5 protein-coding genes are annotated in these 16,649 nt (G+C 60.4%); all 5 read left to right on the top strand.

Annotation, left to right across the window (positions count from 1 at the left end):
- Nucleotides 1-13: 13 nt before the first annotated feature.
- The 5 genes from ET33_RS40550 to ET33_RS00885 all read left to right on the top strand — a co-directional run bounded on the left by ET33_RS40550 (nucleotide 14) and on the right by ET33_RS00885 (nucleotide 16,549).
- Nucleotides 14-493 (top strand): phosphopantetheine-binding protein, encoded by a 480-nt coding sequence (locus ET33_RS40550; RefSeq protein WP_407668068.1) that lies wholly within the window; start codon nucleotides 14-16, stop codon nucleotides 491-493.
- A gap of 46 nt (nucleotides 494-539) precedes the next feature.
- Entirely contained in the window at nucleotides 540-8,387 is a 7,848-nt protein-coding gene (locus tag ET33_RS00900; RefSeq protein ID WP_036675278.1) for a hybrid non-ribosomal peptide synthetase/type I polyketide synthase, read from the top strand.
- A 34-nt stretch (nucleotides 8,388-8,421) separates the two neighbouring features.
- On the top strand, nucleotides 8,422-14,082 hold the full coding sequence (locus ET33_RS00895; RefSeq protein ID WP_036675276.1) for a non-ribosomal peptide synthetase: 5,661 nt from the start codon (nucleotides 8,422-8,424) through the stop codon (nucleotides 14,080-14,082).
- 8 nt (nucleotides 14,083-14,090) lie between these two features.
- Nucleotides 14,091-15,692 (top strand): aminotransferase class V-fold PLP-dependent enzyme, encoded by a 1,602-nt coding sequence (locus ET33_RS00890; RefSeq protein ID WP_051775009.1) that lies wholly within the window; start codon nucleotides 14,091-14,093, stop codon nucleotides 15,690-15,692.
- Nucleotides 15,693-15,835: 143 nt separating this feature from the next.
- Nucleotides 15,836-16,549, top strand: coding sequence for a DUF4097 family beta strand repeat-containing protein (locus tag ET33_RS00885; RefSeq protein ID WP_051775008.1), 714 nt, complete (start codon nucleotides 15,836-15,838; stop codon nucleotides 16,547-16,549).
- The last annotated feature ends 100 nt before the right edge of the window (nucleotides 16,550-16,649 follow it).

The following is a 16,649-nucleotide window of genomic DNA, read 5'->3' as shown; positions in this document are numbered from 1 at the left end:
CGCGGCGGAAGAGGTGGCGACGGCGGGGGCGGCAAATACAGAACCGGCTGCGGAAGCGGTCGAGCAATTGTATCCGCGTCCTCAACTGGCGACACCGTACAAGCCGCCGGAAAATGCGCTGGAAAAGCGGCTGGCGGGCATATGGCAGAAGCTGCTCGGGGTTGAACAAATTGGAACGTTCGATGACTTTTTCGATTTGGGCGGTCATTCGCTCTTGATCGTGCAAATGGCGGCGGAGGTAAAGCAAAGTCTGGGGGTCGACATCCAATCGCCCCGATTTTTCGAGCATCCGTGCGTCGCTCATTTGGCTTCTCTGGTTGAGGAGCATCAAGCGGCGGCAGAAGAGAAGATGATTGTGAATGCTCTGGAGCTGGAAGACCCTGCGGATTTGCTGGAGCGGATGGACAGCATGAGCGATGAAGAGATCGATGCGCTGCTCAACCGGATGGAAGCGGAGCCCGGCAAAGGAACTGCCGTGTTCGACACGGAGTGACTTGCCTCAATTTTTGTGGGAGACGAATGGATGGGAAGTGGGAACTATGGAACGCAGTATGGACGAGAAGCGTCTTCGGTTGGCGCGTCTGCTGCAGGAACGGGAAACGCAACCGCGGCAGTACCTCCTTAGTCTGCCGCAGCAGCGGCTGTGGTTTTTGGAACAGATGGCACCTGGCAATACGGCTTACCTTATCACAACGGCCATCCGCATGGAAGGAGCCTTCGACCGGGAGGCGTTCGCAAAGTGCATGCGGCATCTCATCCGGCGGCACGAGAGCTTGCGTACCCGGTTTCGGAACGAGAACGGAAAAGCGGTACAGCATGTGGACCCGCCTGCCGACATCGTTTCCTTTCCAATGCCCGAAACGGATTTGAGTTCATGGGGCCCGCAAGAAAAGGAAGCGGAGCTATCCCGGCTTCTGCTGGCCGAAACGGATAAGCCTTTTGACATCGCCCGGGATCGGCTGGTGCGCGCCCATTGGGTGCTGCTGGACCAAGAGGAAGGCGTACTCCTGCTGACCCTGCACCATCTGATCTCCGACGGCTGGACCCTTGGACTGCTCATCCGGGAAATCGAGACGTGCTACCGGGCTTACGTCTGGGGAGAAACGCCTAAGCTGGCGCCTCTACCGTTTACCTATGGAGAATATGCTCAGCGTCAGCGCGAAGCGCTGGACGGAGACGGATTCAAGCGGAAGCTGTCTTATTGGACCGAGAAGCTTCGCAACAGCCCGTCTTTGCTGGCTCTGCCTACCGACCGTCCGCGGCCGGCCGTGCAGTCGACCTGCGGCGCCATGGTGACGCTTAAGCTGCCCCGGGAGGTGAGCGAAAAGCTCAAGGGATTGGCCAGAGACCGGGGAGCGAGCGTCTTTATGACGGCTTTGGCCGGATTTTACGCTCTGCTTGCCAGATATACAGGCCAAGAGGATATCGTGCTCGGCTGTCCGGCGGCCAACCGCAATGAAAGCGGAACGGCCGGTGTCGTCGGACTTTTTGTGAACCCGGTTGCCTTGCGAGTGCGCGTTTCCGGGGAGCTTAGCTTCCAGAGCCTGCTCTCGCAGGTGAAGGATACGATGGTCGAAGCTTTGGCTCATCAAGACGTGCCTTTCGAGCGGATCGTCGAAGAGCTTCAGCCGCAGCGTTCTTTAGATGCGTCCCCGCTGTTTCAGGTTATGGCGGTCCAGACGGTCCCGGCGGCGCTCCCGGATCTTCCCGGACTGCGGTTATCCCCGGTGGGCGTGCAGGGAACGTCCGCCAAATTCGATATGACCCTCTATGTGGAGGAGACAGAATCGGAGCTATCCGTTGTGCTGGAATACGGTAAGGACCTGTTTGACGCGGTAACGGTGGAAAGGCTAATGGAGCGTTACCTCGTTCTGTTGGCTGCCGCTTCGTCCGATCCGCTTCGCCCGATCGGAACTCTGCCGCTCTTGACATCGGAAGAGGAACGTCAGGCGCTGGAAGACTGGCACCGCCCGCTGACAGCAGCCGAGGATGAGGAAGCCTCCCTTCTGGAGCTGTTCGACCGGCAGGTTCAATCCGGCGAAGACCGCACAGCCTTAATAGAAGACGGGCGGCGCGTCTCCTACGGGATGCTAAACCGGATGGCGAACCGGATCGCATGGGAGCTATTGTCCGCCGGCGTCGCTCCCGAGGTTTTCGTCGGCGTATGCATGGAGCGGGGAATCGAGCGGACCGCCGCGCTGCTGGGCATTCTCAAAGCAGGAGGCGCTTATGTACCGCTCGATCCGGGATATCCCGCCGAGCGGATGCGGCTGATTTTGCAGGAGACCGGAGCGCCCTTGGTGGTGACTCAATCGTTTCTCGCGGCGAAGGTGCCCGTGGCGGATTACCGTCTTTTGACGGCGGATTCGTTAGGGGGGCTTCCGGAACGATACGATCACAATCCTCCAGCCCCCGATGTTCATGGGAATAGCGCGGCCTACGTCATTTTTACCTCGGGGTCTACGGGAGCTCCCAAAGGTGTCGTGGGTCTGCACCGGGGAATTCTGAACCGTCTTCGTTGGGGGTGGGAAACGTATCCGTATGCCGATGACGAGGTTTGCTGCCACCAGGCGGCGCTTACGTTTGTGGATGCGGTGGCCGAGACGTTCGGCCCGCTCCTGCGCGGAGTGCCGGCCGTTATTTTGCCGCAGACAGCTCTTCAGGATCCGGAGGTGCTGGTGGATGCCTTGGCCAAGCACCGCATCTCGCGCATCGTCATGGTTCCCTCGCTGCTGCGGGTCGTGCTCGAAGCTTGCGCCCGTCGAAAAGAGTTCCTGGAGCGTCTGCGCTATTGGTCCGTCAGCGGAGAAGCGCTTCCCCAAGCCTTGTGCGAGCGATTTTTCGAGCTGCTGCCGGGACGAACGCTAATCAATATTTACGGCTCCTCGGAAGTGGCGGCGGATGCGACCTTTCACGCGATGACATCGCCACCCCAAGGCGCAGGCGTGCCGATTGGACGGCCCTTGCGCAACATGCGGATATGTCTTGTGGATGAGCGGCTTCAGCTCGTGCCACCCGGAGTGGCCGGCGAAATTTGCGTAGGAGGCACCGGCTTGGCGAGAGGGTACCTCCATCGTTCGGATTGGACGGCAGAACGGTTTATCGACGATCCGTTCAGTGCGGGTCCCGGTGAACGCCTGTACCGGACCGGGGATATTGGCAGGAGGCTTCCGGACGGTACGCTTCTTTTCGAAGGCAGACGGGATCAGCAAATTAAAATTCGCGGCATGCGCGTTGAGTTGAGTGAGATCGAGTCGGTCCTGATCCGCCACCCGGCCGTGCGTAACGCCGTGGTTGCCGCTGCGGAGAAGAACGGCAAAGCCGAACGCCTGGTCGCCTATGTGGTGCAAGAAGACGAACGATGGGACCCGGCCGGGCTGCGCGAATATTTGCGCGAGTATGTGCCTGAGCATATGGTTCCTGCGCTATTCGTTCCGCTGGAGGCTTTGCCGCTTACGGCTACAGGCAAGATCGACCGCCGGGCGCTTCCGGCTTGGACGGAAGCTTCGGCCTCGGCTTCCCCCGGATTCGTTCCTCCGGCCACGGACATGGAGTGGCGCATCACATTGGTCTGGCGGCAGGTGCTTCAAACGGATCGCGTGGGCCTTCACGATAATTTCTTTGATCTCGGCGGCCATTCCCTGCTCCTGATCGAGGTGCGGGATCGGCTTAGCTTGGAGCTGTCCCGCGAGTTGAGCGTCGTCGAGCTGTTTCAATACCCGACGGTTGCCGAGCTTGCGAGCCATTTGGCGGGTCATAACTCCGATAGCGGCTCCCGCCGTGCACGCAAGCAGAGCTCGGCCTCGGTGGGGTATTCGGGCCTGCCGAACGATTCGGCGGATATCGCGATTATCGGCATGTCCGGGCGATTTCCCGGCGCAGACGGGATCGAGACGTTCTGGACGAATCTGCTCCAGGGCGAGTGCGGAATTCGCAGCTTCTCGAAGGAGGAGCTGGAGAACGCGGGAGTACCCGCCAAGATGCGCGATGACCGGCATTTTGTGAACTGCGGCGGGACGGTGGAAGGGATCGAGTCGTTTGACGCCGCATTTTTCGGATACACGCCGGGCGAAGCGGAAATGCTCGATCCCCAGCACCGGGTATTTCTGGAGTGCGCATGGGAAGCGCTGGAACGGGCCGGGTATGCTCCCGGCAGCAGCGAAGGGGCAGTCGGCGTCTACGCGGGCACGACGCAGAGCACCTATCTGTTGTGTTCGCTTCTTCCGCGTCTCGACCCGGCAGACCCGGCAGGCATGTTTGCGGCGAGCACGGCGAACCAGGAGAGTTACCTTGCGACCCGGGTAGCTTACAAGCTGGATCTTCATGGCCCTGGGGTCACTGTGCAGACGGCGTGCTCGACGTCTCTGGTCGCCGTACATACCGCTGCGCAGGCGCTGCTTGCAGGCGAATGCGATATGGCGCTGGCGGGAGGCGTTACGGTAAAAGTGCCGCAGACGACGGGATATATATACCGGGAAGGCTCCATTGTTTCGGCGGACGGCTCGTGCAAAGCGTTCGATGCGGAAGCGGATGGCACGGTCTTTGCCAACGGTGCAGGCGTCGTCGTGCTCAAACGGCTGGACGAGGCGCTGCGGGACGGAGATACGGTGCATGCGGTGATCAAAGGATCGGCGATCAACAACGACGGAGGGCGCAAGGTCGGATATACGGCCCCAAGCATCGGGGGACAAGCGGAAGTGATCCGGATGGCGCTGGATGCCGCGGGCGTCGGAGCGGAGAGCATCTCGTACATCGAGGCTCACGGGACAGGGACGCCCCTGGGCGATCCGATCGAGCTGGCGGCGCTGACCGAAGTGTTCGGTCTGTCTGCGGACGGGCCCCGGTGCGGGATCGGCTCGGTCAAAACGAACGTCGGGCATCTGGATGCGGCAGCCGGGGTGGCGAGCCTGATCAAGGTCGCGCTGTCGCTGCGGAGCGGCCTGCTGCCGGCAAGCCTGCATTATACGAAAGGCAACCCGGCGGTCGATTGGGCAAACAGCCCGTTTTACGTCGTAGACCGGGCCCGGCCATGGACCAGCGGCAGTCCGGAACAGCCCCGTCGGGCAGGGGTCAGTTCCTTCGGCATCGGCGGGACGAACGCACACGTCATCGTGGAAGAAGCGCCTGCACAGCGGGTCTCGGGCGCTGCGGCGGCCGAGGAAGTGCTGGTGCTGTCGGCCCGGACGCCATCGGCGCTGCAGGCGATGCGCGAGCGGTTAGCGGCGCATCTGGAGGCGGAACCGTCGGTGAAGCTCTCCGATGCAGCGTTCACGCTGCAGCAGGGCCGCAAGGCGTTCGCTCACCGCTGGAGCGCCGTGTGCGGCAGCGCGGAGCAGGCGCTGAGCGCCTTGCGAGGTGAAGATGCGAGAGCGGTGCGCACCGGTCTGGCGGATGCGGGGGAGCGTCCCATCGTCTTCGCTTTTCCGGGGCAAGGGAGTCAATATGCCGGCATGGGCGCGGAGCTGTACGCGCAGGAGCCTGTGTACCGGGAAACGGTGGACCGCTGCGCCGAGCTGCTCCTGCCGCATCTGGGAATGGACGTGCGGGATGCGCTGCTGGGACGGGAAGGCTTCGAAACGGAGCGGCTGGAGGAGACGTGGCTGACGCAGCCGGCGCTGTTCGTAGCGGAATATGCGCTGGCACGGCTGTGGATGAGCGTAGGCGTGAAGCCGGCCGCGCTGATCGGACACAGTCTGGGCGAGTATACGGCGGCGTGTTTGGCCGGAGTATTCAGCCTGGAGGAAGGGCTGGAGTTGGTGAGCGTCCGCGGCCGTCTGATGCAGCGGTGCGAGGCGGGAGCGATGGCGGCGGTCGGCGCGAATCCGGAGGAGCTGACGGAGCAATTAAAAGGAACGCTGGAAATTGCGGCAGTCAACGGTCCGAAGATGTGCGTGGTAACGGGTTCGGCCGAAGAGGTGGAAGAGCTGATGGCCCGTTTGCAGTCGGCAGGCATCGAATGCCGGCGGCTGCGGACAGGCGGTGCGTTCCATTCCTCGCGGATGGAGCCGGCGCTGGGCGAGCTGGCAGAAGCGCTAAAACGGATGAAGCTGAGCGCACCGCGCATTCCTTACGTATCTAACGAGTCGGGGGATTGGATCACGGCGGAGCAGGCAGGAAGCGCGGCGTATTGGGCTTCCCACGCGCGGCATACGGTGAGGTTTGCGGAAAATGTGGAGCACGTGCTGGAGCGGTACCCGAACGCGGTGGTGATCGAAGTCGGCCCGGGCCAGACGCTGACGAGCTTGATGCGGCAGTCGGTCCGCTGGGGAGCGGAGCACCGCGGCGTGCGCACGCTGCCGCCGGGCGGAACCGGAGCCGGAGAGCGGCGGCAGTGGCTGGAAGGCGTAGCGGAGCTGTGGAGCGGCGGTCAGAGCATCGCCTGGAAAGCACTGCACAGCAGCCGGGTACGCAACCGGGTCGAGCTGCCGACGTATCCGTTCGAGCGTCAGCGGTATTGGATCGAGCCGCGCCTAACCTCTGCGGCAGCCGCTGCGGTTCGCGGCCGCGGGTTGGAGCGATTGGAGCCGGAGCAATGGCTCTACGAGCCTGTATTCCGTCCGACGACGGCTATCTCCACGTGGCATCCCAAGGAGTGCAGCGGGCTGTGGGTTGTCTTCGAGGAGGAGCGCGGAGGCTGGATGGATGTACTGGCGGAGCGGCTTGAGCATGCCAGCCAGCCTGTCGTTCGGATCCGGGAGGCTTCGGGCTTCGAACAGCTGAGCGAGCGGGTGTACGGTTTGAACCCGGCCCGGCTTGAACAGTACGCGCTGCTCTTCGATGCTCTGGCTGCGGGTGAAGGGCCGATGCGGGTTCTCTGCTCATGGGCGGAACCGGATTCGCCTTTTGGCGGCGTGAGCGGCTTTTTGCAGTTGTCCAGGGCATTGCAGGCTCATGCCGGCGAAAGTGGAAATTCTGCCCATTTATGCATCGTTGCGGAAGGGCTTTACAATATTGCGGGCGAAACGGACATTCGTCCCGAACGGATGACGGTCGCCGGGCTGGGCCAAGTCTGGATGCAGGAGCATGCGCTGGCCGCGTTTCATCTGGCGGATGCGCTCATGCCGAGCCGTCGTTCTCAGGCAGCAGCCATGGCGGACGCCATCTTGGAGGACTTTATGTCCGCCCCGGCAGGAAGTCCGCGTATCTATCGCGGAAATCAGCGGTGGATGCTCGAATACGAGCCTGTACATGCCAAGCGGCCTGAGGAGGAAAATGAAATCGCGCAGGCCGCCGGTACCTATCTTCTCATCGGCCCGTTCGATCGAAAAATGCAAGCCTTCGCTCAATATCTGGTTCAACCGTCGCCCGATCTGGGGCTTACGCGGATCGTCATCATAAACGAGCAGCCGGTCATGCCGGATAAGGCCGTCTGGCCTTCGATTGTGAACGGCGAAATACCCGCCGGCGATAAGGCTCGGCAGGCTGCGGCTCATGCTCTACGGCTGGAGGAGCTGGGGGCGGAGGTTCATTTTGTCCCAATTGCCTTCCCGAAGCAGAGGGCACTGGCAGAGGCTGTCGACCAAGCGGCAGCTCTGTACGGAGAGGTTACGGGCGTCCTTTACACTGATTGGTCCTCGGAAGAAATGACTTTTACAGCCGCGAGCGAATTGGATGGGCAGGCCGTCGAAGCCGAGCTTGACCGGACGGCGCAGGGTTTGGACGAGCTGGCGCGGGCTTTGGCGCCGCATCGGCCGGATTTTTGCCTCATCCAGTCCTCGATTGCTTCCGAGCTCGGAGGCTTGGGTTTATCGCTTCATGCCGCCGCGGCAGCTTATACGGAGGCGTTCGTGCGCAGGCACAACGAGCTGACGGATTCACGCTGGCGCTGCATTCAATGGGATGCCTGGACCTCTGGACCCGTCTCCTCCGATCGGGAAGGAAGAGTGAGCGAGTTGGCAAGACTGGCCATTCGTCCTGAGGAAGGAGTCCGGTTATGGACGAAGCTGATGGCCTGCGATACGATTTCTCAATGCCTTGTCTCCACGGCGGATTTTGCCGCTCGGCGGGCCTATGCTTTACAGAGCCAGAACCGGCAGGCAGAGCAGACAGGCCCGGGTAAGGGCAATCTGGCGCTCCGCCCCCGTCCGGCGCTGACGGTACCGCTGGTTACTCCTCGCCATGACATGGAGCAGCAGCTTGCGGACGCTTGGTCCGAGCTGCTCGGCATGGAACCGATCGGCATTCATGACGACTTCTTCAATCTTGGCGGCCATTCTCTGCTGGCCACGCAAGTGATTTCGTGGGTGAATAGCCATTTTCCGATCGAATTTCCGCTGAAGCTCTTTTTCGAGTATCCGACGGTCGCCGAGGTTGCCGAGGCCATTGAAGCGCTGTTGATCGAAAAGCTGGAATCGATGACGGAGGAACAAGTCAGCGAGCTTTTATAGGGCTCCGATCATGAAAGAGAAAGGGTGATAGAAGGTGTCCAATGAAAGCGCATCGCCGTCTGGCGGCAATCTATCCGATGCCAAACGGGCCCTGCTCGAAAAGTGGAAGAAGGGAAACGCCGCGGCGGGGAAAATGGGCCTGCGCGAGCGGCGGGGGCCGCTTCCGCTGTCGTTTGCTCAGCGGCGAATATGGTTTTTGGAGCAGTTGGTTCCGGGGACACCGGTCTATAACATTCCGGGAGCCGTTCGTTTAAGCGGCGAATTGAATACGGACGCGCTTAAGCTGGCGCTCAGCGAGATCATTCGACGTCATGAGGTGTTCCGCACCCGATTTACGGTTTGGGAAGCCATCCCCTACCAGGAAATCGAAGAGTTCGGAGCCTGCGAGCTGCCGGTCGTGGATTTGAGCCGCCTTCCGGAAGGGGAACGGGAGGCGGAAGCCGCCCGCCTGCTCTCGGAAGAGGCGAGGACGCCATTCGACTTGACCCGTTCGTGGCTTCTGCGCGCCCGGCTGATCCGTTTGCGGGAGAACGATCACCTTCTCGTGATCTGCATGCACCATATTATTTCCGACGGCTGGTCGCTCGGGGTTTTCCAGCGGGAGCTCGCTTTGCTCTATGAAGCTTATTCCCAGGGCAAGTCTTCACCGCTGGCGGAACTGCCGATTCAGTACGGGGATTTCTCGGAGTGGCAGCGGAAGCGAATGGAGGCAGGGGAATACGAGGAGCAGCTGGCTTATTGGAAGCACCAGCTTGCCGGCCTGCGGTCCGATGCGGCTCTGCCGTACGATCGAACGCGTTCGGCGGTGCCGACTTATCGGGGGGAGCGGCATTACTTCGAGCTGTCCGAAGCACAGACGGAGGGCTTGCGCCAAGTTGCCCAGGAAGAAGGGGCTACCCTCTATATGGCGCTGCTGTCCGTGTGGAAGGTGCTGCTTTATCGGTACAGCCAGTCGCCGGACATTTCGGTAGGCTGTCCGATTGCCAATCGGAATCAGGCGCAGATTGAAGGCTTGATCGGCTTCTTCGTTAATACGCTCGTCATGCGCTCGCAGCTTGGCGAGGACGACGATTTTCCGGCGGTTCTCCGCCAGGTGAAGCGTGTGGCGCTGGAAGCGTACGCCCGGCAGGATGTGCCGTTTGAGCGTTTGGTGGAGGCTCTTCAACCCGACCGCGATCTGAGCGTTTCGTCGCCGTTCTTTCAGACGGGCTTCGTCTTTCAGAACACGCCGTTTCCGAAGACGCAGCTGAACGGACTGGAGCTGGCTCCCATTACCGTGCACAACGGGATGGCGCCCTTCGACCTGCTGCTTTCGCTTACGGAAAGCGAGGGCAAGCTGATCGGGTTCTTCGAGTACTCGACGGAGCTGTTTGACGCAGAAACCGTTGTCCGCATGACATCCCACTTTCGGATGTTGACGGACAGCATTCTTTCCAATGTCCAGCTGCCGGTGAAGCGCCTGGCCTTATTGCCGGAGGAGGAGCGTCGGCGGATGCTGACGTGGGGAGCCGCGGCCCAATCGCTGCAGCCCGTCACAAGCTGCATTCATGAACGCTTCGAACAGGTGGCCGCTCTTACCCCGGAGGCTGTTGTCGTTACGTATGAAGGCAGGTCATTGACCTATGCCGAGCTGGATGGAAGGGCCAATGCTCTGGCCCGCCGGCTCAGGCAGCTGGGTGTCGAGGCGGAAGTCCGAGTCGGCATCTATCTGGAGCGTTCGCTTGAGCTTGTCGTCGCGATTCTGGCTGTGCTCAAAGCGGGCGGCGCCTACGTCCCGCTTGATCCTGCCTATCCAAGGCAGCGGATCGCTTATATCGCCGGCGATGCCGGGTTGTCCTTGATGCTGACGCAGGCTTCGCTTCTCGATACGCTGCCCGATCTCGATGCGCCGACCGTTGCGGTGGATGATTTCGACGCGGATGCGGAGAGCCAAGCCCCGCTTGAGCTCGGGACCGATCCCGCTCAATTGGCCTATGTGATTTACACCTCCGGTTCGACCGGCCAGCCGAAAGGCGTGCTTGTGGAGCACCGGAACGTCGTCCGCTTGTTCGATGAGACGCATGCCTGGTTCGGGTTTGACCGGAGCGACGTATGGACGCTTTTCCACTCGCACGCTTTCGATTTTTCGGTGTGGGAACTGTGGGGCGCTTTGTTCTATGGAGGCAAGCTTGTCGTCGTTCCTTATCTGGTCAGCCGTTCGCCGGAAAGCTTCCATGCGCTTCTGCATTCGGAAGGGGTGACCGTCCTTTGTCAGACCCCTTCGGCTTTTCGCCAGCTGGCGCAGCACGAGGAGAGGCAGCCGCCGAAGATGCTCGAAGCCCTTCGATATGTTGTATTCGGCGGGGAAGCGTTGGAGATGCATACGCTCAAATGCTGGTTTGACCGGCATGGCGATGCCCGGCCCCAACTGGTCAATATGTACGGCATAACCGAAACTACGGTGCATGTCACCTACAGACCGCTGACCCTGGCCGATCTCGATGCGCGAAGCAGCCCCATCGGGATTCCCATCCCCGATCTGAGCTTGTACCTGCTGGACCGCAACCGCGAGCCGGTGCCGATCGGCATCGCCGGCGAGATGTATGTGGGAGGAGCGGGCGTATCGCGGGGGTATCTGAATCGTCCGGAGCTGACGGCCGAGAGGTTCGTCCCGGACCCGTTCTCCGGTATCCCGGGCGCCACTCTCTACAAAACCGGCGATGAAGCAAGGCTCTTGCCGTCTGGAGAGCTGGAGTTCCTCGGACGCAACGATCATCAGGTTAAAATCCGCGGTTTCCGCATCGAATTGGGAGAAATCGAAGCGGCGCTGAAACAGCATGCCGCCGTCCGCGATGCCGTGGTGGCCGTAAAGCAGGATGCCATGGGCCATCCACAACTGGTAGCCTATCTCATCGAGAAGGAAGCGGATGACCACGATGTGGAAATAACCAAGCAATGGGAGCATGTATTTGATCAAACTTACGAGAACGGAGCGGATGCGGAAGCCGCCGATTTCAATATCACCGGGTGGAACAGCCTGTACGACGGCCGGCCTCTTCCTGCGGAGGACATGCGGGAGTGGGTGGACGCGACGGTAAAGCACTTGCTCGACGCGAGGCCGAAGCGTGTGCTGGAGCTGGGCTGCGGAACGGGGCTGCTGCTTTTCCGGGTAGCGCCGGCGTGCGAGCATTACATGGGAACCGACATTTCGTTAACGGCCATCCGGCGGTTGGAGACGCTGACGGAGAAGCTGCCGCAAGTGAGCCTCCGGCAGCAGCCGGCCCATCATACGGAGGGCATAGAGCCGGGCTCTTATGATCTGGTCATACTCAACTCGGTCATTCAGTATTTCCCAAGCGTGGAATATTTCCTGGAGGTGCTCGATGCCGCCGTGCGAGCCGTTCGTCCCGGAGGCACGGTGTTTATCGGGGATGTGCGGAGCTTGCCGCTGCAGGAAGCTTTTTATTGTTCGGTGGAGCAGTTTAAGGCGAGACGGGCGCTCACGCCGGAAGAACGAAGCTCCCGGGTGAAGGAACGAATGGAACGCGAGCATGAGCTGCTTCTCGATCCGCAGCTTTTTGTCAAGCTGGCCGAGAGCAAGCCGCAGATTGCCCAAGCCGAAATTCAGTGGAAGCGAGGAAGCCGCTGGAACGAATTGACACGGTTTCGCTACGATGTCCTGCTGCGCGTGAACGCCTCGGAACAGCGGACGGTTGAACCGTTAATGCTTCCCTGGACCTCCGTTCGGGATGCGGAGAGCGCGCTGCAAAATCTGGCCGGACAGGGCGCGGAAGCCGTTGCGATCCGAAGCGTCCCCAACGCCAGGCTGCGGGACTTTCTGGAAGAGGTGGGCGAAGACGCCGTCGATCCTATGGCTTTTGTCGAGCTGGAGTGTTCCCTTCCTTACGATATCGCGATCCATTGGGCGGGCCCCGGCCGGGAAGACCGCTTCGATGTGATCTGCACCCGTCAGGGCTTGTCACCGGACAAACGAATCGTCCAGACGGGAAGTGGGAATTCGGAGGGAAGCGAAGAATGGGGCGCATATGCCAACCGGCCCGTGAAGCTTGCGTCTCCCGGCGGACTCAGCCCGGAGCTGCGCAGCCTGTTGAAGGAGCGGCTCCCGGATTATTTTATTCCGTCCGCCTGCGTTACCGTACGTTCGTTCCCGCTTACTTCCAACGGCAAAATCGACAGGGCGGCGCTGCCGGCACCGGGCCGCGAACGTCCGGAGCTGGAAAATCCGTATGTCGAACCCCGTACTCCTCTGGAACGGCGGCTTGCCGAGCTTTGGAGCAGCGTGCTGGGTATCCCGCAAATCGGCGTCATGGACAGCTTCTTCGAGCTGGGAGGCCACTCTTTGCTCGCAACCCAGCTTATTTTCAAGCTGCGCGACGAACTCGGCATCGAAATTCCGCTGCGCGTGCTGTTTGAGACGCCAACCATCGAGTGGATGAGCGCCGCCGTTGAAGCGATCCAGAGCGGTCAGGGAGAGCTTGTTGCTTCGCGGCTTGATCTATGGAGCGAGAGCAGCCTTCCGTTTGCCATCCGCAATCCGGGAACGGCCGGTCAGGCGAGCAGACCTGTGCAAAACATTTTGCTGACAGGGGCCACGGGCTTCCTTGGAGCCTTCCTGCTGCGCGAGCTGCTGCAAAGCACGACGGCCGATATTTTCTGCCTTGTCCGCGGCCGTACCGAAGAGGAGGCCATGCGGCGGCTGCAAGCCAACCTTGCCAAATACGGGATTCGCGACGAAGCAGTCTCGGAGCGTGTCAGGGTCATTCCCGGCGATCTCGGGCAGGAGAGGCTGGGGTTGTCCGAAGCGGCCTTCGAGCGGCTGGCCGGGCAGATGGACGCCCTTTATCACAACGGCAGCATGGTGCATTTTATAGCGCCCTATGTCGAGCACAAGGCGGCGAATGTTCTGGGAACCCGGGAAATGATCCGGCTGGCGAATACCGGGCGTTTCAAAACGCTTCACTACGTCTCGACCACGCACGTGTTCTCGGGACGCGATATCAAGGATGGCGTTTTGATGGAGAAGGAACTGCCGCAGCATCCCGAGGACCTGAGGCTTGGTTATACCCAGAGCAAATGGGTAGCGGAGCGGATGGTGCTGGAAGCGGCTCGCTCCGGGCTGCCCGCGCTTATTTACCGACCGGGCCGTATCTGGGGAGACAGCGTAACGGGCCGCTGCCAATCGAGCGATTTTATGTGGCTGATCATCAAAGCCTCGCTGCAGTTGGGGCTCATTCCCGCTATGGAAGCGGAGCTGGAGATCGTGCCGGCGGATTTTGCGGCTCGGGCGATTGTGCATCTGTCGGGGGCGGAAACGCCAGACGGTCGCGCGTACCATCTTGTAAATCCGACGCGGACTACGTGGAGCGAGGTGATCGAGAGCCTGGCCGACTACGGGTATGCTCTTCGGACGGTGCCTTACGGGATTTGGCACGAACGGATTCTACAGGCGGCGGCCGAGTCCGCAGATCAGGCGGCGAAGGCGGTTCTGCCGCTCCTCGACGGCGACTGGGGGGATGGCATTTCAGAATTCCAGGTTGTCTACGATTGCACCCATCTTCATCAGGGCTTGCAGGGAAGCGGTGTGACTTGTACGAAGCTGGATAGGTCCTTAATGAGCACCTACCTTACTTATTTTGTCCAAACCGGGTTCCTGCCGCAGCCTAGCAGCGGAAAGACAGACCATCAGGGAGCGTGAGGAAAGCTATGGAACCATTGTACATCCAGCCGCTTCTCGAAATCAGGGAGTATCTTCGCTTGGCGTTTGAGCCGTCTGCGGATCAGCAGGCCGTGGAGGAGAGACTGGACCGGTACATTACGGAAGTGATTGAAGGGTTGTACGGGGCTCCGCGTGTCACGACGGATACGGCATTGGAGCGTTTGTCTCTGCTCCGACAGGAGGCAGCCGTTCCCGGGAGCGCGGTACACCCCGAAGCGTATATGAGCCGCTTGGTTCATGAGGTCGTGCCTCATTCCATCAATACGTCATCCCCGAACTTTATCGGCCATATGACCTCGGCGCTGCCGATGTTTTTCAGGCCGCTTAGCCGACTGCTTACGGCTTTAAACCAAAACGTGGTCAAAGTGGAAACGTCCAAGTCGTTCACTGCACTCGAGCGGCAAACGCTTGCGTTCATGCACCATCAGGTTTATGGATGCGCCGAATCCTTTTATGCCGAGCACGGGCAAAATCCCGAAAGCACGCTGGGCATGATGACTTCGGGCGGGACGGTTTCGAACCTGACCGCCCTATGGATCGCGCGCAACGCGGCGCTGCTTTCGCCGGATGACGACGTGAAGCGGGACGGGTACGCGCTGGCGCTGCACAAGAACGGATACCGGCGGGGCGTCATTATAGGCTCGTCCTTGATGCATTACTCGATCGACAAAGCCGCGGATATTCTCGGCTTGGGGAGCGACGGCGTGATCCGGATCGGCTGCGACTCCCGCGGCCGGATCGATCTGTCGAAGCTGGCGAAGGAGATGGCCGCTTGCCGCGAACGGGGGGACCGGATCCTCGCCATCGTAGGCATCGCCGGCACAACGGAAAGCGGAGCCATCGATCCGCTGCAAAAATTGGCAGAGATGGCCCGTGCGGAACGTATTCATTTTCATATAGACGCTGCTTGGGGAGGTCCGCTGCTGCTGTCGGACGCCCACGCCCATAAGCTCCGGGGGATCGAATGGGCGGACACCGTCACCATCGACGGGCATAAGCAGATGTATTTGCCGATGGGCACGGGTCTGCTTCTGTTGAAGGATCCGTTAGCCGCGGCCTTGATCGAGAAAAAAGCGCAGTACATCATCCGCGGGGGCTCCTCCGATTTGGGGCGTCGATCTCTGGAAGGGTCCCGTCCGGCGATGTCGGTGTTTCTGCATGCAGGACTCCATTTACTGGGCCGGGAAGGTTACGGCTATTTGCTCGATGAAGGCATTCGCAAAACCCGTTGGCTGGCCGGCCTGCTTGCCGATCATCACGCCTTTGAGCTGATTGGGGAGCCCGAAATCAATATTTTAACTTATCGTTACATCCCCGCGCCGCTGCGTGAAGCGGTACGGACCGGCACTCTGACCCCCGAGGAGCACAACCGGATTAACCGGTTCAATGAGCGTCTTCAGGAATTGCAGGGACGACAAGGGGAGTCTTTCGTCTCCCGGACTACGCTGTCCGGTATCGAAGGGCTGCCGGAATCCATCGTCGTATTACGGGTCATACTGGCCAATCCGTTAACGACGGAAGAGCATATAAAGAACATCTTGGACCTTCAGCAGACGATTGCCGAGGAATTGGAGCTTTCGTTCGGCTAGCGGGAGCTGGACCGCCGTTCCGTAAGGCATGCTGCTTTACGGGGCGGTTTGCTCATTGTTTCGATCAATTTGTTTTGGTATAAATGACATATAAAGGAATCCTGTAGTTTCGTGGATCCCGTTCTACAAAGGAGTGAGGTACCATGGCTTTAAGAACGCCTAAATCCCTGTCGACTTTTCCAAAAGGAGCGATCCGGAATGCCCAAATCAATCAGCGGTTTCCCGCCGAAGGGATCCGGGAATTTCGCATCGACGTGCATACGCTGGGCAACCTGCTGATTTGTTTTGATGCGGAGGATGAGATTAGCGTTGTGGCTGCCGGCGAATCCCATCTGCTGCCTCAACGGTTATTCTGCTCCGGCGGCGCGCTGCGGTATGAGGGTAGCAACTTTGTCTCTTACCTCAAAAACGGACAAAAGCAAAAAATTCTCATTGAAGCCCATGTGCCCCCGGAAACGAAGGTTCTGGCAAAATTCACGGCGGGTGTTGTAATCTTGGACGGAGGCAGAGGCGACATTGACATCCGGGGGACATTCGGTGAAGTGTCCGGGATCACGCACTCTTCCAAGATGCGGATCAAGCTGCACACGGGAGATGTTTCGTTGAACGAACTGCAGGGGGAGGCGGATATCCGGCTGAACGTAGGAAGCGCTACGCTGGGATGGACCGAGCTGGAAGGCCCGAATCGTATTCACGTTCATTGCGGGTTCGGCGGGGTGGACTTGCTCTTGCCCGCGGTCGAATTCGTCGCTCACGATGAGGGTGTTTTGCCCCGAACGAAACGGATCACGACATCTTCCGGGTCGGAAATAACGGCTGTGGCAGGATTGGGCTCGATTGACGTCAAGCATTGGTAACGGAGAAACGAGCTCTCAAGGAGCATGAACTAATCCTAGTCTTGAACACTCCCACCACCTGCGCTAATGGCGCTGAGATGGGGGATTCTTGCGAACAGAG

This window comes from Paenibacillus tyrphae (genome assembly GCF_000722545.1).
Classification (GTDB): Bacteria; Bacillota; Bacilli; order Paenibacillales; family NBRC-103111; genus Paenibacillus_G; species Paenibacillus_G tyrfis.
Note: the sequence above shows the minus strand (reverse complement) of the source record. Positions and strands in the feature narration are given on the sequence as shown.

What these genes read in the sequence shown, in the direction of transcription:
- ET33_RS00900 (WP_036675278.1), top strand. Translation starts at nt 540, where the DNA reads ATGGAACGCAGTATGGACGAGAAGCGTCTTCGGTTGGCGCGTCTGCTG.
- ET33_RS00890 (WP_051775009.1), top strand. Translation starts at nt 14,091, where the DNA reads ATGGAACCATTGTACATCCAGCCGCTTCTCGAAATCAGGGAGTATCTT.
- ET33_RS00885 (WP_051775008.1), top strand. Translation starts at nt 15,836, where the DNA reads ATGGCTTTAAGAACGCCTAAATCCCTGTCGACTTTTCCAAAAGGAGCG.